This is a genomic window from Alicyclobacillus macrosporangiidus CPP55, assembly GCF_000702485.1.
Lineage (GTDB): Bacteria > Bacillota > Bacilli > Alicyclobacillales > Alicyclobacillaceae > Alicyclobacillus_H > Alicyclobacillus_H macrosporangiidus_B.
In genome coordinates, this window is the sequence record NZ_JNIL01000001.1 from 1410299 (window position 1) to 1431101 (window position 20803).

Annotated in this window: 21 protein-coding genes and 1 pseudogene; 9 read left to right on the forward strand and 13 right to left on the reverse strand. The window is 65.9% G+C overall.

Features of this window, described 5'->3' with window-relative positions; all coding sequences use genetic code 11:
• Positions 1-40: 40 nt before the first annotated feature.
• From N687_RS0107265 to nagA, 10 genes are all read right to left on the reverse strand, one after another.
• Complete coding sequence (locus N687_RS0107265) at positions 41-1150, reverse strand: ABC transporter substrate-binding protein (protein WP_029421223.1); 1110 nt, start codon at positions 1148-1150, stop codon at positions 41-43.
• A gap of 76 nt (positions 1151-1226) precedes the next feature.
• Complete coding sequence (locus N687_RS0107270; RefSeq protein WP_029421224.1) at positions 1227-2078, reverse strand: ABC transporter permease; 852 nt, start codon at positions 2076-2078, stop codon at positions 1227-1229.
• A complete protein-coding gene (locus N687_RS0107275; protein WP_197029228.1) occupies positions 2041-2892 on the reverse strand; it encodes an ABC transporter ATP-binding protein in 852 nt (283 codons plus the stop codon). The genes N687_RS0107270 and N687_RS0107275 overlap by 38 nt, the downstream gene beginning before the upstream one ends.
• 254 nt (positions 2893-3146) lie before the next feature.
• Positions 3147-3878 (reverse strand): beta-ketoacyl-ACP reductase, encoded by a 732-nt coding sequence (locus N687_RS0107280; protein WP_029421226.1) that lies wholly within the window; start codon positions 3876-3878, stop codon positions 3147-3149.
• Positions 3879-4023: 145 nt separating this feature from the next.
• Positions 4024-4797 (reverse strand): SDR family oxidoreductase, encoded by a 774-nt coding sequence (locus N687_RS0107285; RefSeq protein ID WP_029421227.1) that lies wholly within the window; start codon positions 4795-4797, stop codon positions 4024-4026.
• Positions 4794-5252, reverse strand: coding sequence for a MaoC/PaaZ C-terminal domain-containing protein (locus N687_RS0107290; protein ID WP_051663028.1), 459 nt, complete (start codon positions 5250-5252; stop codon positions 4794-4796). Before N687_RS0107290 ends, N687_RS0107285 begins: the two co-directional genes overlap by 4 nt.
• A 1-nt stretch (position 5253) precedes the next feature.
• Complete coding sequence (locus N687_RS0107295; RefSeq protein ID WP_029421229.1) at positions 5254-5688, reverse strand: MaoC family dehydratase N-terminal domain-containing protein; 435 nt, start codon at positions 5686-5688, stop codon at positions 5254-5256.
• Between the two features lie 37 nt (positions 5689-5725).
• Positions 5726-7348 carry a long-chain fatty acid--CoA ligase gene (locus tag N687_RS0107300; protein WP_029421230.1) on the reverse strand — a complete coding sequence of 541 codons (1623 nt, stop codon included), beginning with the start codon at positions 7346-7348 and terminating at the stop codon, positions 5726-5728.
• A gap of 131 nt (positions 7349-7479) precedes the next feature.
• Positions 7480-8424: a PhzF family phenazine biosynthesis protein gene (locus N687_RS0107305; protein ID WP_029421231.1), complete on the reverse strand. Its 945-nt coding sequence runs from the start codon at positions 8422-8424 to the stop codon at positions 7480-7482.
• 721 nt (positions 8425-9145) lie between these two features.
• A complete protein-coding gene (gene nagA / locus N687_RS0107310; RefSeq protein WP_231493425.1) occupies positions 9146-10336 on the reverse strand; it encodes an N-acetylglucosamine-6-phosphate deacetylase in 1191 nt (396 codons plus the stop codon).
• A 233-nt stretch (positions 10337-10569) separates the two neighbouring features.
• Here nagA and N687_RS0107315 point away from each other — a divergent pair, with 233 nt between their 5' ends.
• The 9 genes and pseudogenes from N687_RS0107315 to N687_RS0107345 all read left to right on the forward strand — a co-directional run bounded on the left by N687_RS0107315 (position 10570) and on the right by N687_RS0107345 (position 16835).
• The gene (locus N687_RS0107315; protein ID WP_051663029.1) at positions 10570-12006 is read left to right on the forward strand and encodes a cation acetate symporter; all 1437 of its coding nucleotides are present in this window, start codon (positions 10570-10572) and stop codon (positions 12004-12006) included.
• Positions 12007-12011: 5 nt separating this feature from the next.
• Positions 12012-12332 (forward strand): hypothetical protein, encoded by a 321-nt coding sequence (locus N687_RS24360; protein WP_029421234.1) that lies wholly within the window; start codon positions 12012-12014, stop codon positions 12330-12332.
• A gap of 55 nt (positions 12333-12387) precedes the next feature.
• Positions 12388-13083, forward strand: a pseudogene (locus N687_RS25095) (LytS/YhcK type 5TM receptor domain-containing protein); the annotation flags it as partial.
• Positions 13084-13125: 42 nt separating this feature from the next.
• The gene (locus tag N687_RS25100; RefSeq protein ID WP_269320517.1) at positions 13126-13512 is read left to right on the forward strand and encodes a sensor histidine kinase; all 387 of its coding nucleotides are present in this window, start codon (positions 13126-13128) and stop codon (positions 13510-13512) included.
• Positions 13458-13766, forward strand: a complete 309-nt coding sequence (locus tag N687_RS22030) for a sensor histidine kinase (RefSeq protein ID WP_051663031.1) — start codon at positions 13458-13460, stop codon at positions 13764-13766. Before N687_RS25100 ends, N687_RS22030 begins: the two co-directional genes overlap by 55 nt.
• Positions 13763-14584 (forward strand): LytR/AlgR family response regulator transcription factor, encoded by an 822-nt coding sequence (locus tag N687_RS0107330; RefSeq protein ID WP_029421235.1) that lies wholly within the window; start codon positions 13763-13765, stop codon positions 14582-14584. The genes N687_RS22030 and N687_RS0107330 overlap by 4 nt, the downstream gene beginning before the upstream one ends.
• 103 nt (positions 14585-14687) lie before the next feature.
• Positions 14688-15041: a hypothetical protein gene (locus tag N687_RS0107335; protein WP_029421236.1), complete on the forward strand. Its 354-nt coding sequence runs from the start codon at positions 14688-14690 to the stop codon at positions 15039-15041.
• Positions 15016-15333: a DUF485 domain-containing protein gene (locus N687_RS0107340; RefSeq protein ID WP_029421237.1), complete on the forward strand. Its 318-nt coding sequence runs from the start codon at positions 15016-15018 to the stop codon at positions 15331-15333. Before N687_RS0107335 ends, N687_RS0107340 begins: the two co-directional genes overlap by 26 nt.
• Complete coding sequence (locus tag N687_RS0107345) at positions 15330-16835, forward strand: cation acetate symporter (protein WP_029421238.1); 1506 nt, start codon at positions 15330-15332, stop codon at positions 16833-16835. Before N687_RS0107340 ends, N687_RS0107345 begins: the two co-directional genes overlap by 4 nt.
• An 841-nt stretch (positions 16836-17676) precedes the next feature.
• Here the strand turns inward: N687_RS0107345 and N687_RS0107350 are convergent.
• The 3 genes from N687_RS0107350 to N687_RS0107360 are packed head-to-tail and all read right to left on the reverse strand — an operon-like array spanning position 17677 to position 20762.
• Positions 17677-18636, reverse strand: a complete 960-nt coding sequence (locus N687_RS0107350) for an alpha/beta hydrolase (protein WP_029421239.1) — start codon at positions 18634-18636, stop codon at positions 17677-17679.
• Between the two features lie 42 nt (positions 18637-18678).
• Positions 18679-19455 carry an SDR family NAD(P)-dependent oxidoreductase gene (locus N687_RS0107355; protein WP_029421240.1) on the reverse strand — a complete coding sequence of 259 codons (777 nt, stop codon included), beginning with the start codon at positions 19453-19455 and terminating at the stop codon, positions 18679-18681.
• 2 nt (positions 19456-19457) lie between these two features.
• Entirely contained in the window at positions 19458-20762 is a 1305-nt protein-coding gene (locus tag N687_RS0107360) for an MFS transporter (protein ID WP_156040074.1), read from the reverse strand.
• Between the last annotated feature and the right edge of the window lie 41 nt (positions 20763-20803).

Consider the following 20803-nt stretch of genomic DNA (forward strand, 5'->3'; position numbering starts at 1 on the left):
CGTATCCGGTGGCCCGCCCAAGGGGGTGCAGGGAACACACTTACCCCTTCAACGCCTGGTCGACAAACTGCGTCGTGTAGGTCTTGCTCAGATCGATGTGCGCGTCTTTCAGTTTCGGATTGAACGTCGTCAGCACGTTGAGAACCGTCGGCGGCCCGTTCTCCGGCATCTTGCCGTCCGGCGTGAACATCGGCAGGCTCTTCTGCAGCGCGTCGATGTATGCCTGTTTATCGCCGGCGTAGTAAGAGGTCGGCACCTGGTCCGCGATTTCCGCAGCCGAATGCGTGTGAATGTACTGCATGGTCTTCACGAAGGCGTTGACCAATTTCTGAACGACGTCCGGGTGCTGTTGCACATAGTCCGCCTGCATGTACAGGCACGCCGCAGGATACGTGCCGCCCAACGATTGGGTGACGCCGTCGACCGACGCCATATCCACCATGACGCTGGCGAGCTGTTTCTGCTTGAGCATGGTCACCGTGGGCTCCGTGGTCACGGCCGCGTCGATCTTCCCCTGCTGCATGGCGGCCACCAGGGTCTGCCCCGCACCCACCGGCACGGGCGTGTACTCAGACGTTTTGTGCCCGCCTTTCACCACGAGGTAGCTGGCGAGGAAGTTGGTCGACGATCCCAGGCCGGTGATCCCGATCTTCTTGCCCTTCAGATCGGCCAGGGACTTGATCTGATCCTTCTCCTTGTCGGAGACCATCAGGTACTCGCCCGGCGTCGCACCGAACTGTACGACCGACTCCAGGTATTTCCCTTTCGACTGCAGATCGATGGTGTGATCATAGAATCCCACCGCGCCCTGCACCTGCCCCGCGAGCAACGCTTCCTCGGCACTCTGGCCGGCGTTCTCGTCCAGCAACTGCACGTCCAGGCCCTGCTCTTTGAAGTACCCGAGCTTTTCCGTCAACTCAGCCGGCAGGTAGATGATCTTGGACATCCCGCCGACCATGATTTTGACGTGGATGGGTGTCGACGTGGAACCCGAGGCGGGCGCCGCCGCGGTGTTTCCGTTGCCGTTTCCGGCCGATCCACCGCCCCCGCTCGCACCGCCGCCATTTCCACCACTCGCGCCGCACCCCGTGGCCAAAACCGCCAAGGATGCGCTCATCGCGGCACCTGTCAACCATTTCCGCCATCCCATATGACCCTCTCCCTTCTGTCATAACTGTGTATCTCCACCGGCAGGGCACTCGCCCGAGCCACCGTGGATTCCGATCTCACCGCGTCGAGGTCCGCCAATGAATGAACCGGCGTTCCAAGCGTGTCACCAACCAGTCGGCCACCAATGCGGTCAGAGACAGGATCACCATTCCAGCGAACACGCCGGTGGTATCAAACGCCCCCTGGGCCTCGGAGATGAGAAACCCCAGACCCTCGGTGGCCCCCACAAATTCGCCCACCACCGCCGCCACCAGGGCGAAGCCAAAGCTCGTGTGCAAGCTCGACAGGATCCAGCTGAGCGCCGACGGGATGATCACGTGGCGGGCCAACTGGCGTTTGTTCGCACCGAGCAGCAGCGCGTTGTTGACCAGGTTGCGATCCACCTCGCGCACACCTTGAAACGCGTTGAAAAAGACGATGAAGAAGGTCAGCGTCACACCGAGCGCGATTTTCGACGGCATGCCGAGCCCAAACCACAGGATGAAGATCGGAGCCAGCACGACGCGCGGCAGCGCGTTGAGCATCTGGATATACGGGGCGAAGATCACCGACAGGATCTCGCTCATGCCGAGGGCGTAGCCGGCGATCACCCCCAAGAGGACGCCGAGGATGAACGAGATCACGGTCTCCTCAAACGTGACGACAAAGTGGATATACAACGGCCCCTGGCTGGTGCCGTTCACCACCCAGTCGCGGATGTGCCAAAGGATGGCCGATGGTTGCGAGAAGAAGAACGGATCGATGGTCTTTGTCGCGGCGAGGACCTCCCAGGTCCCGACGACCACGATGAACACGGCAATTTGCAACGCCAGGTTACGGATCCGCTTGCGCAGCGCCTGTGCGCGCATCTCGCTGCGCCGTTTCGCGATCTCAATGGGCGTGGGACTTGCTTGCGTGGAGCTGTGCATAGCTGGCCAACACCTCGTCTCGCAGGTCATTCCAGATCTGCTCGTGGAACTCCATGAACCGGCGGTCAAACCGGATCTCCGACACGTTCCGCGGCCTGGGCAGGTCAATCCAATAGTCGCCTTTGATGGTCGCCCCCGGCCCGGCGGTCAACACCACCACCCTGTCACTCAGGGAGATGGCCTCCTCCAAGTCATGCGTGATGAACAGGACCGAGGCCTCCGTCTCCTCCCAGATGGTCAAGAGTTCGTTCTCCATCACCGACCGGGTGTGCACGTCCAGGGCGGAGAACGACTCATCCATCAACAGAATCTCCGGCTGCATGATCAGGCACTGGGCGAGCGCCACCCGTTTCCGCATGCCGCCGGACAGTTGGCTCGGATAGTGGTGCTCGAACCCTTTCAACCCCACCTTCTCCACCCATGCGGCCGCCTGGGCATACGCCTCCGCCTTCTTCATCCCGTGCAGCCTCAACCCCAACGACACGTTGTCAATCACGGTCTTCCACGGGAACGTGTTGTCGGTCTGAAACACGCACGCCGCGACCGGGTTGATTCCGGTCAACGGCTGGCCTTTGATGATGACGCTCCCGGCCGTCGGCTGCTCGAACCCTGCCACCAGGTTGAGGGTGGTCGACTTCCCGCATCCGGTCGGCCCGACCAGCGACACAAACTGGCCTTTCTCAATGCGCAGGTTGATGTTTTGCAGGACCGTGTGCAGCTCCCCAGTCGGTTTCAGGAACTGCTTGGAGACCCCTCGCAGCTCAATCACCGGCATGGTCTGCACGGACGGCGCCTCGTAACGCACGGACTCCACCGGACGCCCCCCTTGTCACGATGTGTGAAGCGCTTTCATTCCTCATGCTAGCGAGGGCGGCCGAAGAGAAGAAGATTTAATGGGAATGATTCGATAGATTCGTTTGCATCGATTTTTTCGATTTTCACAATGGATGGGGATTCGTTTGGAAGGAGATCAGGGGGGACGATGTCCACAGGCGGGCCAGCGGCCCGCCTGCACGCTGCTTGTGCTGGTCACCGGCCCCGGGGGCGCGGCGATGACAGTTCAGCCTGTTACGGACGACCGCCGTGGACGTAGATCACCTGGCCCGATACGTAGGACGCGTCGTCGCTGGCCAGGAAGGCGATCACATTGGCCACGTCCCGCGGCTGGCCGACCCGGCGAAGCGGAATCCGCTCAATGGCGGCCTGCTTGAACTGCTCCGGGTCCATGCCAACGCGCTGTGCCGTCGCCCGCGTCATGTCGGTGTCGATGAAACCCGGCGCGACCGCGTTGACGTTGATGTTGAAGGGCCCCAGTTCAATGGCGAGCGTCTTCGTGAACCCCTGGATGCCCGCTTTGGCCGCGGAGTAGTTCGCCTGCCCGCGATTGCCGAGAGCCGACGTGCTGCTGACGTTCACGATCTTGCCGTACCGCTGCTGCACCATGTACTTCTGTGCGGCCCGGCTGCACAAAAAGTGGCCCTTCAGGTGGACGTTCATCACCACGTCCCAGTCCTCTTCCGACATCTTGAACAGCAGGTTGTCGCGGATGACGCCCGCGTTGTTCACGAGGATGTCAAGCCGGCCGAAAGTGGAGACAATCTGTTCGACGGCCGCCTCCACCTGCTGGTTGTCCGCCACGTTGCAACCGATGGCGATGGCCTCGCCGCCCGCGTCGCGGATGGCCGCCACCGTGCCCTCGCAGGTGGCGCCATCGAGATCGATCACGCCGACCTTCGCACCCTCTTCCGCCAGCCGGATGGCGGTCGCTGCGCCAATGCCGCGCGCCGCTCCGGTCACCATCGCCACACGTCCGTCCAATTTTCCCACGGTGTTCCCTCCTCCTGGCCGGCTCCAACCGGCCTGTGGTGTGACATGCCCGCCGGAGGCGACCCGGAGCCATTCCACCCCTTGGCAATGGGTCCGCCTCCGGCCGGGACGGTCTGAATCATCCCGCGCTCTGCCCGCCGTCGACCGCCAGCACCTGCCCGGTGGTGTAATCGGACGCTGCAGACGCGAAGTACAGCGCCGCCCCCTGCAGATCCCGCGGGCCGCCCACCCGGCCGAGCGGTGTCGCGCGCCGGATCAGGTCTCCGCTTTTCTCCAGGACCACCTTCGTCATCTTCGTCGGGAAGAATCCGGGCGCGATGGCGTTGACGTAGATGCCGTACCGGGCCCACTTCACGGCCAGGTCTTTCGTGAGCGTGATCACGCCGCCCTTGCTGGCGTTGTACCCGACGGCGTCGAGTACCTCCGGCGCGGTGCCGCCGAGGCCCGCCACCGAGGCGATGTTGATGATCTTGCCGCCGCCCTGTTCCTTCATGTGGCGCGCGGCGGCCTGCGACATGAGAAACGTCCCGGTGAGATTGGTCTGGATGACCTTCATCCACGCGTCGTACGGCATCTCGAGCGCCGGAGCTCCCCAGCTCGCGCCGCCGTTGTTCACGAGGATGTCGATCCGTCCGAACCGCGCGATGGTCTCGTCGACCACTCGCTGGACGGAGGCGGGGTCGGTGAGATCGAGCGGGAGCGCCACGGCCTCCGCGCCCAAGGCCTCCACCTCGGCTTTCACCTGTTCGCAATTCTCCACCCGGCGTGAACAAAGGACGAGCTTCGCGCCCACCTCGGCGTACGCCTGGGCGATCTGCTGTCCAAGCCCCCGGCCCCCGCCCGTGATGATGGCGACCTTGCCATCCAATCGAAACAGGTCCAATACGCTCATGGCCCATCCTCCTGTGGCAGCATCCTTTCCTCCGGCAACGGCGCCGTGAAGACAGCCTGCCCAGTGACCGCATTGCGGCCGCTGCCTTCGATGGTCGCCCACACGTCGCAGGTTACCACCTGCTGTCCGTCCTGTTCCTCCACGCCGGTGACCCTGCCCTCGCAGACGATGGTATCGCCAGGGCGCACCATTTCCACGAAGCGCACGCCAAATCGCTTGAGGGCGCCCTCCGCCCCGGCCGTCTCCGTCAGCAGTTGGCCGACGAACGCCATCGTCAGCATGCCGTGGGCGATCACGCCGCCGAGCCCCGCCTCTTTAGCGTACTCATCCACGGTGTGAATGGGATTGAAGTCCCCGGAGGCACCCGAGTACATCACCAGCTGCGTCTTCGTCACCGGGGGTTTCACCAATGGCCCCAACGTGTCCCCCACCTGAAAGCGCCGTACGCCTGCCATCTCAGTCCCCCGCCTCCCGGCAGATCACGGTCGACTTCTGCCGCACGACCGGATTCCCGTCTTCGTCCTGCGCCTCCATCTCGAACACCAGAAACACCATCCGACCGAGCCTTCCTTCCTTTTCAAACACATCGGCCAACCGGGTGTGGCAGTACAACACATCCCCGGAATAGATGGGTCGGAAGTATTCAAACTCCTGGCCAGCGTGGATCAGGCCCGCCCGGGGCAGCTCCAGCCCGGGCACTCGACCGTAATCAAAAGTGCGGGAAAAGGTCGGTGGCGCCAGCAGCCGCCCGCCTCCCGCAGCCTCGTCCCGGTACAGCGGGTTCGGGTCCCCGATGGCCGCCGCGAACTTGCGAATGGCCCCTTTTTCGACCTCGTTCTTCACCGGTTCGGACGCGCGCCCGATGCATGCGCGGAATGACTCAATGGACACGACGCTCCCCTCCCGTTGAACCGGCCGGTTGGTTGGCTTACGACGTCAACCGGCCTTGCTCATACCACGTGCGCAGCTCTCGCTTGTAGAACTTGCCGACACTCGTCTTCGGGATCTCGTCGATGAACACGAAATCGTCCGGGATCCACCACTTCGCCACCTTGTCCTCAAGGAACCGCCGCAGGTCCTCCTTGGTCACCTTCCCGCGCGCCGAGGGCTTGAGCACCACGCACGCCAAGGGGCGCTCCTGCCACTTCTCACTGGCGATCCCGATGACCGCCGCCTCCGCGACATCCGGGTGCGCCATGATGGCGTTTTCGAGATCGACCGAAGAGATCCACTCTCCGCCGCTCTTGATGAGGTCTTTCGTCCGGTCCACTACCTGCAGGTAGCCGTCCTCGTCCACCGTCACCACGTCACCGGTGCGGAACCACCCGTCGACGAAGGCCTCCCGAGATTTCTCTGGCGCATTGTAATACTCGTCGATGATCCAGGGCCCGCGCAGCAACAGCTCGCCCATCGTCTTCCCGTCGTGAGGCACCTCACGGCCCTCCGCATCCACCACCCGCATCTCCAGGCACGGCAGCAGCAGTCCCGTCTTCGTCCGCAGTCTGTACAGTTCCGGACCGGTGAGATTGCGATGCTTGGCCTTCAGCGGATTGATGAACGTGACCGGGGTCGTCTCCGTCTGGCCGTACCCCTGGTGCAGCCGCACCCCGAGCTTCTCCTGGAACTGCTGGGTCAACGCCGCCGGCAGCGCTGCGCCTCCCGACATGAAGTAACGCACGTGGCTGAAGTCGTACTTGCCGGGATTCGCAAGCACGTGCTGCAGGACCCCCATCCAGATGGTCGGCACGCCCGCGCTGAAGGTGACCTTCTCCTCCTGGATCAGATCGCACAGCACCTCAGGCGTCGGCCGCGCTCCGGGGTAGACCTGCTTGCAGCCCGCCCACGTGTCGGTGTACGGACGGCCCCAGGCGTTCACGTGGAACATCGGCACAATCGGCATGGTGACGTCGTCCTCGTCGACCCCGAGTTCGCCGGTCAGGCACGTCAGACAGTGCAGGAACAGGCCGCGGTGCGAATACACGACACCTTTCGGATCGCCCGTCGTCGCCGACGTGTACGCCATGATGGCGGGGCTGCGCTCGTCGAACTCGGGAAACTCGTAATCCGGGCTGTGCTGGGCAAGCAGGTCTTCGTAAAGGATGGCGCCCGGCAGGGGCACGTCCGGCAGCTCACGTTTGTCGGTCATGATCACGTACTGCTGGACGGTCTTCAGCTCTGGCGCCAACGACGCAATCAGCGGCACCAGGTCCTCGTCGACGAACATCACCTTGTCCTCGGCGTGGTTGACCGTGTAGACGATCTGCTCCCGGAAGAGCCGGATGTTCACGGTGTGCAGCACGCGCTGGGAACACGGGACCGCATAGTACAGCTCCAGGTGGCGGTGGTTGTTCCACGCGAAAGACGCCACCCGCTCGCCCGGCGCCACCCCGAGACTCGCCAATGCGTTGGCAAGGCGGCGCACGCGCTGGTCCAGATCCCGGTAGGTGTACCGGTGCATCCCGGAGAAGTCGCGCGAGACAATCTCCTGATCGGGAAACACCGTCACCGCCCGGTACAGGACCGTCTTCAATAACAACGGATAATCCATCATGCCCTTCACGCACTCCTTTGCGCATGAGGTGACCGGGTGCGTGAAACGACTCTCTCCACCTGCGGCCACAGCCTGGCGGGCCGCTCTCTCTATGTTACATATTACACGATTGCCAATTCTATTTGTGGTTTTTATTCAACGGGGAGCCTCAGTCGGCCGGCCACCGTCACCACCGCGCCGCCGCCCACCTCGATGCGGGGCCCGTCGGCACCCGGATGGATCCGCACCACCACGCGACCCGGCCTCCCGATGACGTCCCCCTGGGCCATCACGAGCTGATGGGGTCGTTCCGGATCGAGCACCCCTTCCAACACGAGATACCCGCCCAATGCCCCGCTGGCCGATCCGGTCACCGGGTCCTCCGCGATGCCGACCGCCGGGGAGAAGTCGCGGGTGTACAGGTCCCAGGCGGGTTGGTCCGCCGGCCCGCTCGCGGAACCGCCTGCGGGATCGCCCGCGTCGAACGTGAACAGGTGCGTGGAAATGACCCTTTCGCGCCGGTTGGCTTCCGCCAATGCCGTGAGGTCGGGACGTGCCCGGTCCACCGCCGCCCGGGTGCGCACCGGTACAAGCAGGTCCCAGTTGCCCGTGTAGGCGAGCCGAAGGGGATAGCGCGGATCGATGTCCTCTTCACCAAGGCCGAGGAGGCGAGCGATCACGCCAGCATCCATTTGGGTCGGCCTGACCTGGGGGCGTACCTGTGCCATGAACGCCGCCTTCACCCGGCCGGCTGCGTCCGTCTCCCACCGGACGGGCACGATGCCGGCCGGCGTGCGAAACACCACTTGGCCCGCACGCTTCGCCCATCCGTATTCGGTCCCCAGCAGCCACGCGGCGCCCAGCGTGGCGTGCCCGCAAAACGCAACTTCCGAGGCCGGCGTGAAGTAGCGGATCGAAAAGTCCGCGTCGCGCTCGCCGGGAACGAGAAACGCCGTCTCCGACAGGTTGAGCTCCCGCGCGATGGCCTGCATCTGGGCATCGGTCAATCCCTGGGCCTCCGGCACCACCCCCGCCGGATTGCCGCCGAAGGGCCTGTCGGTGAAAGCATCGACATGGAATACGGAAAGCTCTGGCATATGCATCTCTCCTATGGGATCGTCTTGGCCCGATGTGTTCTGTGAGGCTCTATGGGGCTCCGTTCTGCTCTACACGTTCTACTTTACACCCGCCATCGCCCGACGCACAGGCTGGCGTTTCTCGCGTACCGCGGCTTGGAGCCATTACGACGAGACGCCGCTCATCCGCGGATGCCAGTGCCTCGGAGGATCCGCGTGATCGTACAAAATCGTCGAAGGCTTGACGATGAGGGCTGGTAGAGGATCGATAGGGGAGAGATGAAGTAGACGTGGTCAGGCTGGGCCAACGCGATGGTCCCATGAGGAGACCAGGTCGTGACGCGCCCGCGAGCCGGGGGCAGTGGGGGAGGAATGAGGTGGGGGGCAGGGCAACCGGAATGTACGAATTGCACGTATTTGGCCAAGCCGGGAAGTCGATAGCATCACATTTCTATCTACGCTCGGGTTCATGGCGTCCATAAGTGCGCGATTTGTGTTTATCGGCCCTCCGGCGGGATGGGGGGAAGGGGAATAAGGTTGTTTTTTTCATAATACAGACAGGCTCGTACATGAGTAAGCCCAGAACGTTTATAAACTTCCCCGGTTCGCCCGATGATAACGCAAAAACCGTTCGTATGCCCTCGCACCACTGATATGTCCTCGCCCCACAGGTGTGCCTTCGCCTCACAGGGGTGTGCACGAGCCGTCGCGCGGCGGCCCCCGGCCCCGTCACGGCCACCGCTCACCCCCGCGCGAATACCCGCCGGCCGCCGACCCAGGTCGCCTGCACCGCCAGAGCCTCATCGAGCCACACCAAGTCCGCGTCACAACCCGGCGCGATGTCCCCCTTGCGGCCCATGAGGCCCAGTTCGCGCGCCGGCGTCGTGCTCGCCATCCGCACCGCCTCCGGCGGCGAGACGCCGATGCGCCCCATCGCGTTCGCGAATGCCCGGTCCATCGTCAGCGTGCTGCCGGCCAGGTTGTGCCCGTGCGTCAGATAGGCCACGCCGTCTTCGACCGTGACCGAGAGGCCGCCGAGATCGTACTGGCCGTCCGGGCGGCCCGCCGCCGCCATCGCGTCCGTGATCAGGCACACCCGGTCCGGCCCCAGCAGCCGCACCGCCATCCGCATCGCCACGTCGTGCACGTGCACCCCGTCGGCGATCAGTTCGCACACCGCATCCTCGCTCATCAAGAGCGCCCCCGCCGCGCCCGGATCGCGGTGGTGCAGCCCGCGCATGCCGTTGAACAGGTGCGTCCCGTGGCAATGCCCGCCCGCGAGCGCACGTGCCATCTCGTCAAAGGTCGCGTCCGTGTGGCCGAGCGACGGGATCGCCCCGCGATCCCGCAGGCACCCCATCAACCGCTCTGCCCCCGGCAGCTCCGGTGCCATCGTCATCTTCTTCACCAGGCCCGGCACCACGTCGAGCAGCCGCTGGTACTCCGCCGGATCAGGCGGCCGGACGAAGTCGGGGTTTTGAGCCCCGACGCGATCGCGCGACAGATACGGCCCCTCCAGGTGCACGCCGAGCACCTGCGCCCCCGGCTCGTCCGCCGCCACCGCCTCCGCCACCGCCCGCAGCGCCGCCTCGAGGCGCTCGTACGGCGCCGTCAGCGTCGTCGGTAGCCAGCCCGTCGTGCCGTGGCTCGCGTGAAAGCGGGCGATCGCGTGGATGGACCGGGCGCGACCGTCCATCACGTCCGCGCCATCGCCGCCGTGCACGTGCAGATCGATAAACCCCGGTACCAGCCAACCGCCGCCCAGGTCCACCACCTCCGCCCCGGCGGCCTCCGCCGGCAGCGGCCCATCGCCCACCTCGCGCACGCGCCCGCCTTCCACCTTGACCCAACCGCCTTCGATCACGCCGCTCGGCCGTACCACGCGCCCGCCGTGCAGCCACAGCACCCCGGCCACCTCGTGCCTGCCGCTCACCGCTCGTTCGCCTCCGGGCGCACCTGTACGTTCCAAAACATCGCATTATCCTCCCGTGGTCAGAGCACCGTTCGCGCTGTGCTTCAGCGGGATCGTACGCGGACCCGGCAGGGCCTGTCAACGCCGCTGTGCAGGTGTCTGCGCACGGCCCCCACGAAAAGAAGGAATGAAAACAGGATTCACAGAATTCACACCCGGAACGTGGAATCCATTCCGCCGGGGGTGGCGGCAGCTTGTCCGCGGACGAAATCTTCTTTCTCTGCGCCGTGGTCTCCAGCGCGCTGCTGATCAGCTACTGGTCCGCGCGCACACACCACGACACAGACCGGTTTTACGCCGCGTCGCGCGGGCTGACGGGGATGCAAAACGGGCTCGCCATCGCGGGCGACTTCGCCAGCGCCGCGTCCCTGCTCGGCGTGTGCGGCGCCATGGCCCAGTTCGGGTTTGACGGCTTCCTCTACGCCGCGTCCTTCTTCGCCTCCTATCTGCTGTTGTGGACCGTCGCCGAGCCAGTGCACCGCCTCGGCCGGTACACCTTGGCCGACGCGTTGGAGCGAAAGCTGCGGCGCGGCAGCGTGCGAACGGCGGTGGCCATCAACACGCTCGTCATCTCCATCGCGTATCTCATCCCGCAGCTGGTGGCCGCCGGCCAGTTGGCGCAGAGCGTGTTCGGCCTGCCACACCCGGCGGCCGTTTGGCTCATGGGCGGCCTGATGACGCTGTACGTCGCTGTCGGCGGCATGGTCTCGACCTCCTGGGTGCAGATGGTCAAAAGCGTGCTGATGCTCGCCACCGTCGCGCTGCTCACCCTCATGCTGCTGGCGCGCTTCGAGTGGAACCTGCCCGCCCTTCTCGCCGCGGCGCCATCCGGGCGCACGGCGCCCGGAGCCCTGTATTCCAGCGCTGCAAGCGCCCTGTCCGTGCACGTCCCAATAGTCCTCGGCACTCTCGGGATGCCGCACATCCTGGTGCGTTTTCTCACCGTGCCGTCGCCCGTCGTCGCCCGCCGCTCCCTGGCAGCGGCGACAGGCGCGCTGGGCCTGTTTTACCTGATGCTGCTCGCGCTCGGCTGGGGGGTGCTCGCCCTCGGCATCCGGCCCGGCCCCGGGGACCCGCACGGCAATCTGGTGCTTCTGACCCTGACCCAGGCGCTCGGCGGCCGCTTTTTCACCGCCTTCGTCAGCGCCGTGGCGTTGACCACCATCCTCGCGGTGGTCACCGGCCTCTTGTTGTGCGCCACCGGAGCGCTGTCGCACGACCTGCTCCACCGCGGCGCCTCATCCTCCGGCGACCGGTCGCTGCGCAGTGCGCGCCTGTGCGCGGGGGCCATCGGGATCGCCGCCACCGGCGCAGCCGCCATGGTCTACGAGGGCAGCGTCACGACCCTCGTCTCCCTGGTGTTCACGTGGGCCGCCGCCACGCATACCCCCGTCCTCCTGTGCACGTTCTACTGGCGAGGCTTCACCGCCCGCGGTGCGCTCGCCGGCCTGTGCAGCGGATCCGCCGCAACGGTGGCGCTGATCGCCGCCTGGCCGCCATGGTCCGCGGTCTCATCGCCCCTGCCTGCTGGGCTCGCCGCCATCGCCGCCGGATTCGCCGGCTGCGTACTCGGCAGCCTGGCCGGTCGGCAAAAGGCACCTGCGTCCGCAGGGACTGCGCACGAGGGGTGAGCACGATGTGGAGTGAGTACACCTTCCTCTTTTTCGAACGCAGCGCCGTTCTCCTCGTCGCGGTGTTCGCATTCACGCGCCTCCCCGGCCTCCGGCGGCGATTCGGCACCGGGCCGGCCGCCGGCCTGTGGAACCTGGCTGTATTCGCCGTCATCGCGGTGGCCGGCACCCTGCTGGGGGTGGACTTCATCCCGGGACAAGTCAACCCCGTCCCCTGGCGTTGGCACCCCGCGGGGGCGCCGTGCGGGTCGGGCCCGAGCTCGTCGCCGTCGTCATCGCTGGACTGGCGGGCGGTCCCGCCGTGGGCGCCGGGGTCGGCGCGTTAGCGGGCGCGGCCGGCGCCCTCGCCAGAGGGGCTGCCCGCTCGCGTCCTTCCTCGCCCAGACCCTCGCCGGCCTGTTGGCAGGCGGGTGTTCGCGGGCGTTCCATCACGAAGGGGTCCTCTCCCCTGAGAAAGCGGTGTTCGTCGGGATGTTCGCTCCGGTCCTCTTCTGCGGGATGCTGCTGATCTTCCCTGGCGCGACACCGGTGGAGGACATGATCCAATTGGTCGACCGCATCGGCCTGCCCCTGGTGATCTCCGACAGCCTGGCCATTGGACTGTTCAGCGCAATTGTCCGCGTCGCCATGCAGGAGGCGGAGCGCACAGCCGCCCTGCAGATGCAGCGGGCTCTGCGCATCGCCGAACAGGCACTGAGCCCCGTACGCTGGCGCCTGACCGAATCGGCCGCCCAGGCCCTGGCCGCTTGGCTGCAGCGGGAGCTGCCGGCCGCCGCCGTCGCCATCACCGACCTCCACCGCACCCTCGCCCATGTGGGCGCAGGCGCCGACCACCACGGTGCCGAGGGGGAGGCACTGGCCCCCGTCGTCCGCCGAGCGCTGCAGCAAGGCGAGATCACCATGAGCGAATCGGCGCCCACCCTGTGCCCCCGCCGCGGCTGTCCGCTGCGCGGCGCCATGGTGGTGCCGTTCCAGCGCATGGGCCGGCCGGCCGGAGCCATCGTCCTGTACACCCATCATCCGCATCAGCTGCGCGCCGTGGACAGCGAGTTGGCCCGCGGGCTCGGCCGCCTCATCTCGCGCGAACTCGACCTGGGCGCGGTCGAGGAACTGCGCCGCATGGCCCAGGAAGCGCGGCTGCGCGCCCTGCAGGCCCAGATTCACCCGCACTTTTTGTTCAACACCCTGCAGCTCATCACGGGCCTCATCCGCCAGGATCCCGCCCTGGCCCGCCAGATGGTGCTGCGGCTCGCGCAGTTTCTCCGCCACAGCGTGGAGAGCAGCCGGCGCCTTTTGGTGCCGTTGGAGGACGACATCCAGCACGCACGGGCCTATGCGGACATCGTGGAGACCCGGTTCCGGGGCCGGTTGCAAATTGTCTGGGAGATCGATCCCGCCGTCCCCCGGCCCTGGTACCGCCCTGCACCTTGCAGCCCTTGTTGGAGAACTCCGTGCGCCACGGCCTCGGTGCGCAGGGGCTGGGCGGCCGGGTACAGGTCCGGGTGACGAGCGAACGGGACGCCGTGCGGGTGGAGGTCACGGACGACGGGCCTGGATTCCCGCGGGAGATGTTATCCGCCCAGGGCAACCCGGAGCTCGGCCACCCCGGCGGCGTCGGGATGGCCATCGTGCGCGAGCGCCTCGAGGCCCTGTTCGGTCCGGGGCACACGCTGCATCTGGAGAATGCCGAGCCTCACGGAGCGCGTGTCTGGTTCACCCTCCCCGCGGGCGCCGCGGGGGTATCGGAGGTGCGGGCATGAACATCATCGCCCTGATTGTCGAAGACGAGTGGGCCGCCCGGGACGAGCTGATGGACCTGTTGGCCGAGCAGCCGGACATCGTGCTCTGTCCGCCGGCCGCCTCGGCCCGCGAGGCGATGGAGCGGATGGCCGCCCACCAACCTCACGTCATCTTCCTCGATGTGCACATGCCCGGCGGATCGGGCATCCAGGTGGCGCGCCACGCCGCGCTGACACGGGACCCAAAGGGCGTCCCGTTGGTGGTGTTCACGACGGCGTACGACGAATACGCCATCGACGCGTTTGACGTGGAGGCCATCGACTACCTGCTCAAGCCGTACGATCCGCAGCGGGTCGCGGCTACCCTCTCCCGCATCCGCCAGCGCCTCGCCGCAGGTGCGGCGCCCCCCCAAATCCTGGTGAACGGGTTTTCCACCGCCGGCAGCACGGGGGTCTCCGGAACTGCGGCGGTGACCGCTTCCCCCGCCGCCCCCGTGGGCATTCGTCTCATGTTGGCGGGCCGCGAAGGATTTGTCGTCGTGCCGCCGCACCAGATTCGGTTCGCGCTTCGGGCCGAGCGCTGGGTGGAATTGCACACGGACCGGGGTGTCCTGTCGGTCCGCACGACCCTCCAGGAACTGTCCGACAGACTGCAGGGTCTGCCGTTCTTCCGCTGCCACCGGAGCTGCCTCATCAATCTCCACCGGATCGCGTCGGTCCGTCCCTGGGTCAACGGAGCTTATACGATTGTGATGGACGATCCCGAAGGGACCGAACTGCCGGTCAGCCGCCACGCGGCCCGGGCGTTGTTCGACCGGCTCCGGCAATTCATGCGCTGAGTTCGACCACTTGCGCACGCGACATGCGCGCAGGTCCCGGCGGACGATATCGTGAAGGTGGATGAGTATATCCGACCGACCTCAAGGCCAAGGGGGTGACCCAATGAATCGAGCAGCGGGATCGGAGGCGAGCCGGCAGGCTGGAGAAAGCGGTTTCATTCCGCCGCGGCAGGCGGGCTGGGTACGGCTTCGGCCTCTCGGCCGCCGCTGGCTGCCGGTGGCGGTCGCAGCGGGATACGTGGCGATGCTCGCCGTCTGTGAATCGCCCTCTCGGATACCCTGGATGCACTCGGAAAACCACTTCGGCTGGGCCTGGCTCGCGTTGGCCGCCGTCTTCCCGCTGGGCACGGCCTGCGCGCTCTGGTGCGGGCTCAAACATCCGCGGTCCGGACGCAAATTCGAGGAAGGACCCGAAGAACAGGAGGTCTCGTATGGCGCATCCCGATCTGTCCGATAACTGGCAGAGCATGGCCGCCACCCCCGCGTTCCGGCGGCTGGTGGCGAGTAAGAAACGCTTTCTCGTCCCCACCATCGTCTTCTTTCTCGCGTACTATTTACTCCTGTGCGTGTTCGCAGGGTGGGCGAAGCCGCTGATGGGCACGCGGGTGTTCGGCGCCGTCAACTTCGGCTACCTGTTCGCCCTCTCCCAGTTCGTCATGGTGTGGGTCATCTGCTGGCTGTATGTCCGACGCGCTGCCGAATTTGACGCATTGGCGGCCGAGGTGGCCAAGGAGGAGAAAGACGCATGAACCAGGCGTTCATCCTGTTCGGCCTGATCGTCCTCGTCACGCTCATCATCACCTATTGGGCGGCGCGCCGCACGCGCACGACGTCCGACTTTTACGCCGCCGGCCGCTCTCTGTCGGGGTGGCAAAACGGGATCGCCATCGCCGGCGACTACATGAGCGCCGCGTCCTTTCTCGGCATCTGCGGCATGATCGCCCTCAGCGGCTACGATGGATTTCTGTATTCGGTGGGGTTCCTCGTCGCCTACCTGACGGTCCTGCTCGTCGTCGCCGAACCCCTGCGCAATTCGGGCAAGTACACCATGGCGGACGTGGTGTCGTTCCGGCTCAGCCCTGCGCCCGTGCGATCCATGGCCGCCCTGAGCACGCTGGTCATCAGCACGTTCTACATGATCGCCCAGATGGTCGGTGCGGGCGGCCTGATCCACTTGCTCATCGGGCTCGACTACACCACCGCCATCTTGGTGGTCGGCGTACTGATGGTGCTGTACGTCGTCTTCGGCGGCATGCTCGGCACCACCTGGGTACAGATCATCAAGGCGGTGCTCCTCATGGCCGGGACCATCGTCGTCAGCCTGCTCGTCCTGACGCGCTTCCACTTCAGCATCGGCCAGATGTTCCAGTCCGTGGTCGACCGCTATGGCGACACCTTCCTCCAGCCGGGGCTTCGCTTCAAGAACCCCGTTGACCAGATCTCCCTGGGCTTGGCGCTGGTGCTCGGCACGGCGGGCCTGCCGCATATCCTCATCCGCGTTTACACCGTTCCCACCGCGAAACAGGCGCGATCGTCCGTGGTGTGGGCCACCGTCATCATCGGCTCTTTCTACATCCTGACCACGTTCCTCGGCTTTGGTGCCGCGGCGCTCGTCGGCAAGGACGAGATCCTCAAGTACGACAAGGGTGGCAACATGGCGGCGCCGCTGCTCGCGAAGCACCTGGGCGGCGACTTCCTCATGGCGTTCATCGCCGCGGTCGCCTTCGCCACCATCCTGGCGGTCGTCGCCGGCCTGACCATCGCCGCGTCGTCTGCGTTCGCCCACGACTTCTACGCCCATGTGATCCGCCGCGGCCAGGCCACCGAACAGGAGCAGGTGCGCGTCGCCCGCTGGACGGCCCTCGGGGTGGGCCTCGCGTCCATCCTGCTCGGCATCCTCGCCCGCAACTGGAACGTCGCGTACATGGTCGCCCTGGCCTTCGCCGTGGCGGCCAGCGCCAACGTCCCCGTGCTGGTGTTCTCGCTCTTCTGGCGGCGCTTCAACACCACCGGAGCCGTGCTCGGCATGGCCGTCGGCCTGGTGTCCTCGCTGGTCTTGGTCTTCATCAGCCCGGCTGTCATGAGCGCGAAGACCGCCCTGTTCCCGCTTCAGAACCCGGGGGTCATCAGCATCCCGCTGGGCTTCCTCGCCGCTTGGCTCGGCACCTATCTGCAGCGAGAGGAGCGGGAGTCCGTCCGGCGGTTCGACGAGCTGTTCGTCCGCTCCCAGACCGGCATCGGCGCCGAGTAACGGCACGGCGCCGAGTCAGAGCCGCGGCGTCGAGGAAGGGCACGGGCCGAGTGAAGGCATCGGCGCCGAGTGAGAGCACGGCGCCGAATAGGGGCACGGGGCCGAGTGAAAGCCGCGGCGCCAAGTGACCGACTGTGCGTGTGTATCTCTGCGGACAACCATCGATAGGGCACCACGGTTCACACCCGCCTGGCCACGTTTCCACGAAGCGCCACACGCTGCCCATAGGCGAGGCCGGCCCGATCCTTCAGGATGGGGCCGGCCTCACTTTCATTCTACGCCCGTAAAGTGCACGAGGATTAGCCGGGATTCTCCAGTATGGTATCGTTACGTAGTTTGTGTAAGAAGTATATGGTAGTTACAGATCGATACGAACGTGAGTTGTCCTCCGTTCGAGGCCTTCGACAGGCATCTCCATACGTTGCTCTACGCTGGGGAATGGGGATTTCGTACTATCTCGCCGGTTTTACCCCGACTGACCCGGAAAGGCCCCGGATTAATGCGTCCTCACTGCCCGAGTCCATCTGGCCCCACTACTCCAGTCGTAAGCCAAATTTCCGTAGAAAAACCCGCCTTTAAACCGCCGTCATCCAGACCGAGGCGGGGCTGTAACCCGCATTTTCTTACAAAATCGGCATCCGGACGTGGCCGGATGGCTGATTTAGTAAGAAAACCTGGCTCTCATGACGATTTTGAAGCCGCCAAGCCCGCCTAGGTCGCCATTTTAAGCGGCAAAATCGGACAACAACGTGGACTGCGTGCGTGAGCACAAGCCGTCGCACGGCACACGCCTCGAGGGCGAGCGGCCGCCTTCGGCCGCCTCTCTCCCCCACTTCGCCCCTCACCCAACCGTCGGCGCCATCTCCCGGAGATACGCCGCGACCGTTTCATAGGCCGCCCGCCGCTGCGGCAGATCCCAGGCGGCATTGACGAAAAATCCATGCACCATTCCGTCGAATCGCACCAACCGCACCGGCACACCCGCCTCCCGGAGGCGGTCCGCGTAGCGCTCGCCTTCGTCACGGAGCGGATCATGCTCGGCCGTCAACACGAGCGCCGGCGGCAGCCCGGTGAGGTCCGCGGCGCGCAAGGGAGACGCCCACGGGTGGTCGGCGTCCTCCGGCCGCGCGAGATACTGTTCCCAGAACCACATCATCCCGGCGCGCGTCAGCGAGTAGCCGGTTTCGTGCAACCGGTAGGACGGCGTGTCGAAGTCGTGGTCGGTGATGGGATAGACCAACACCTGCGCCGCGATGGCGGGACCGCCCTCGTCGCGCACCCGCAACGCGGCCACCGCCGCCAGGTTGCCTCCGGCACTGTCCCCCGCCACGGCAAGCCCTTCCGCGCGGGCGCCCAGCGCCTCCGCATGCGCCGCAGCCCACCGGACCGCCGCCAGCGCGTCGTCGGTTGCCGCAGGGAACTTGTGCTCTGGCGCCAACCGGTAATCCACCGACACCACCACCCGCCGGCACACTTCGCACAGCGCGCGGCAGGTGTCGTCCACCGTGTCGAGGTCCCCCAGCACCCAGCCGCCGCCGTGGAAGTACACCAGCAGCGGGTAGGCGGCCGCCGGATAGGCGGCCGCCTCCTTCGGCCGGTACACCCGGACGGGGATCGGCCCGCCCGGGCCGGGAAGGGTCGTGTCCATCACCTCGCCGACCGGTCTCGGCGGCAGGTTCAGATCCTTCAGCGCCTGGCGGCGCAGGGCGCGCAGGGCCACCGGGTCCGCGCCAGGGCCCGGCGCCGGTGCGGCGGGATCGATGGCGGCCAACAGTTGTTTCACACGTGGGTCAAGGGTCATCGCCCGCTCCTCCTCTCCATCCGGGCGCCACCGAACCGCCGTTCAGCCGCGCGGCACAATCTGCGGGTGTCCGGCGAGGAAGCCGCCGTCTACCGGCAGCGCGATCCCGGTGATGAACGAGGCGGCCGGCGAGGCTAAAAAGCACACCGCTTCCGCGATCTCCTCCGGCAGCCCAAGGCGGCCCTGGGGCGTCTTGAGCAGGATGTTGTCGCGGAACGACGGTTCCTCCAGCGCGCGGGCCGTCATCTCCGTGCGGATGTAGCCCGGGCTGACCGCGTTGACGCGGATGTTGTATTTCGCCCATTCGACCGCGAGCACCCGGGTGTACTGCAGGAGCCCCCCTTTGGCCGCGGCGTACGCGCTCTGGTTCGGCGTGGTCACATGCGACATCATGGATGTGATGGTCACGATGCTGCCGCCGCCCTGCTGGATCATGCGCCGGCCGACCGCCTGGCAGGTCCGGTACGCGCCTGTCAAATTGGTATTCAACACGCGCACCCAGGCTTCCTCCGGGTAATCCTCCGCCGGCACCCGCGCATTGATCCCCGCGCAATACACGAGGCTGTCAATGCGCCCGAAATCCGCCATCACCCGCTCGACAAAGGCGTCGACGCTGGCGCTGTCGGTCACGTCGAGGACATAGCCCGCGGCCTGCCCGCCGCGCTCCCGGATGGCCGCCGCAGCGGCCTCCACCTCCGCCCCGGTGCGGCTCCCGATGGCGACCCGAGCCCCGTATTCCGCGAATTTATCGGCGACGGCCCGCCCGATGCCGCGTCCGCCGCCCGCCACCACGACGACCTGATCCTGAAGCCCTCTCATCCTCACACCTCGTCCGAAATCGGTTTTTTCACGATGAACCAGTAGCACAGCGCTGCGCATCCGGCGATGATCCCGCCGCTGATGAACGCCAACGAGTACGAGCCGGTTGTATCCGCTATCATCCCGGTGATCACAGGTGAAAAGGCGCCGCCGAAGTACCCGCCGAAGTTCTGGATGGCACCCACGGACGCCACCATCGGGCCCGGCGCGACGTCTCCCGCCAAGGCCCACGCGCTGCCCGTAATGGCCGAGATGAACGCAAGGGCCAGGGTCAGCAGCGTGATCGTGAACGCCAGCGAATGCACGAACGGCACCAGGATGACAGAGATGGCCGCCAGGATGGCGCACACGGCGATCATCGCCCGCTTGGCGTTCATCGGCGAAGCCACACCCGCGTCGGCGATGCGCTTGGTGATGTAGCCGCCGAGGATGTCCCCGACGATCCCGCCGACCCACGGGATGCTGGCGTACACGCCGAGGGCGGACAGTTTCACGTGGTACGTCTTCTGGAGGTACAGCGGCAGGAAGTTCAAAAAGATGTTCCAGATCCAGATGGTGCAGAAGAACCCGAGGATCATCCCCCACATGGTCCGGTACGTGAACAGGGTCCCCCAGCGGATGCGCGCCTGGCCGATCTGCTGTTCCTCACCCGCTCCGTCCGCCTGGATGTACGCCCGCTCCTCCGGCGTCAGCCGGCGGCTGTGCTCCGGGCTGCGGTAGAACAGCATCCAGAACACGATGAAGACGACGCCAATCAAGCCGGTGACATAGAAGAGCATGCGCCAGTTGGTCGCCAACAGGATGGCGACGAGAATGGGCGGCGCCAAGGCCGGTCCCCATTTGGACGACGAGTCCCAGATGCCCGTTGCCAGCCCGCGTTCTTTACGTGGGAACCAGGCGGCCGTCACCTTGGCCGATGTGGGAAAGCAGGGCGCCTCACCCACCCCGAGCAAGAAACGCGCCGCGATGAACTGGCTCATCTTGTTGCAGGCACCCATGAGCAACGTCGCCAGGCTCCACCACAGCACAGCGATGGAATACATCCGCTTGGCGCCAAACCGGTCCACCAGCCATCCGGCCGGCAGTTGCATCAGTGCGTACGTCCACGAGAACACCGTGCCCATGAGGCCGATGTCGGTGTTGCTCAGATGCAGTTCATCCATCATCGGCTTGGCGGCGATGCTGAGGTTGGTCCGATCCAAGTAATTGATGATTCCGCCGATGAGTAACCAGATGATCACCGACCAGCGCACGCTCCCTGGGGAGCGCAGGCCCGGTCCCATCTCCGTCTGCATTTCGGAGCGCATCGTCTCACCCCCGTATCGATCCCGCGGCCCCACTCGCTCCC

Coding starts and splice junctions, on each gene's coding strand:
- N687_RS0107265 (WP_029421223.1), bottom strand. CDS start 1,150: ATGGGATGGCGGAAATGGTTGACAGGTGCCGCGATGAGCGCATCCTTG.
- N687_RS0107270 (WP_029421224.1), bottom strand. CDS start 2,078: ATGCACAGCTCCACGCAAGCAAGTCCCACGCCCATTGAGATCGCGAAA.
- N687_RS0107280 (WP_029421226.1), bottom strand. CDS start 3,878: ATGGTGACCGGAGCGGCGCGCGGCATTGGCGCAGCGACCGCCATCCGG.
- N687_RS0107285 (WP_029421227.1), bottom strand. CDS start 4,797: ATGAGCGTATTGGACCTGTTTCGATTGGATGGCAAGGTCGCCATCATC.
- N687_RS0107290 (WP_051663028.1), bottom strand. CDS start 5,252: ATGGCAGGCGTACGGCGCTTTCAGGTGGGGGACACGTTGGGGCCATTG.
- N687_RS0107300 (WP_029421230.1), bottom strand. CDS start 7,348: ATGATGGATTATCCGTTGTTATTGAAGACGGTCCTGTACCGGGCGGTG.
- N687_RS0107305 (WP_029421231.1), bottom strand. CDS start 8,424: ATGCCAGAGCTTTCCGTATTCCATGTCGATGCTTTCACCGACAGGCCC.
- N687_RS24360 (WP_029421234.1), top strand. CDS start 12,012: ATGTGGAGTGAGTACACCTTCCTCTTTTTCGAACGCAGCGCCGTTCTC.
- N687_RS25100 (WP_269320517.1), top strand. CDS start 13,126: ATGGCCCAGGAAGCGCGGCTGCGCGCCCTGCAGGCCCAGATTCACCCG.
- N687_RS0107330 (WP_029421235.1), top strand. CDS start 13,763: ATGAACATCATCGCCCTGATTGTCGAAGACGAGTGGGCCGCCCGGGAC.
- N687_RS0107335 (WP_029421236.1), top strand. CDS start 14,688: ATGAATCGAGCAGCGGGATCGGAGGCGAGCCGGCAGGCTGGAGAAAGC.
- N687_RS0107340 (WP_029421237.1), top strand. CDS start 15,016: ATGGCGCATCCCGATCTGTCCGATAACTGGCAGAGCATGGCCGCCACC.
- N687_RS0107345 (WP_029421238.1), top strand. CDS start 15,330: ATGAACCAGGCGTTCATCCTGTTCGGCCTGATCGTCCTCGTCACGCTC.
- N687_RS0107350 (WP_029421239.1), bottom strand. CDS start 18,636: ATGACCCTTGACCCACGTGTGAAACAACTGTTGGCCGCCATCGATCCC.
- N687_RS0107355 (WP_029421240.1), bottom strand. CDS start 19,455: ATGAGAGGGCTTCAGGATCAGGTCGTCGTGGTGGCGGGCGGCGGACGC.
- N687_RS0107360 (WP_156040074.1), bottom strand. CDS start 20,762: ATGCGCTCCGAAATGCAGACGGAGATGGGACCGGGCCTGCGCTCCCCA.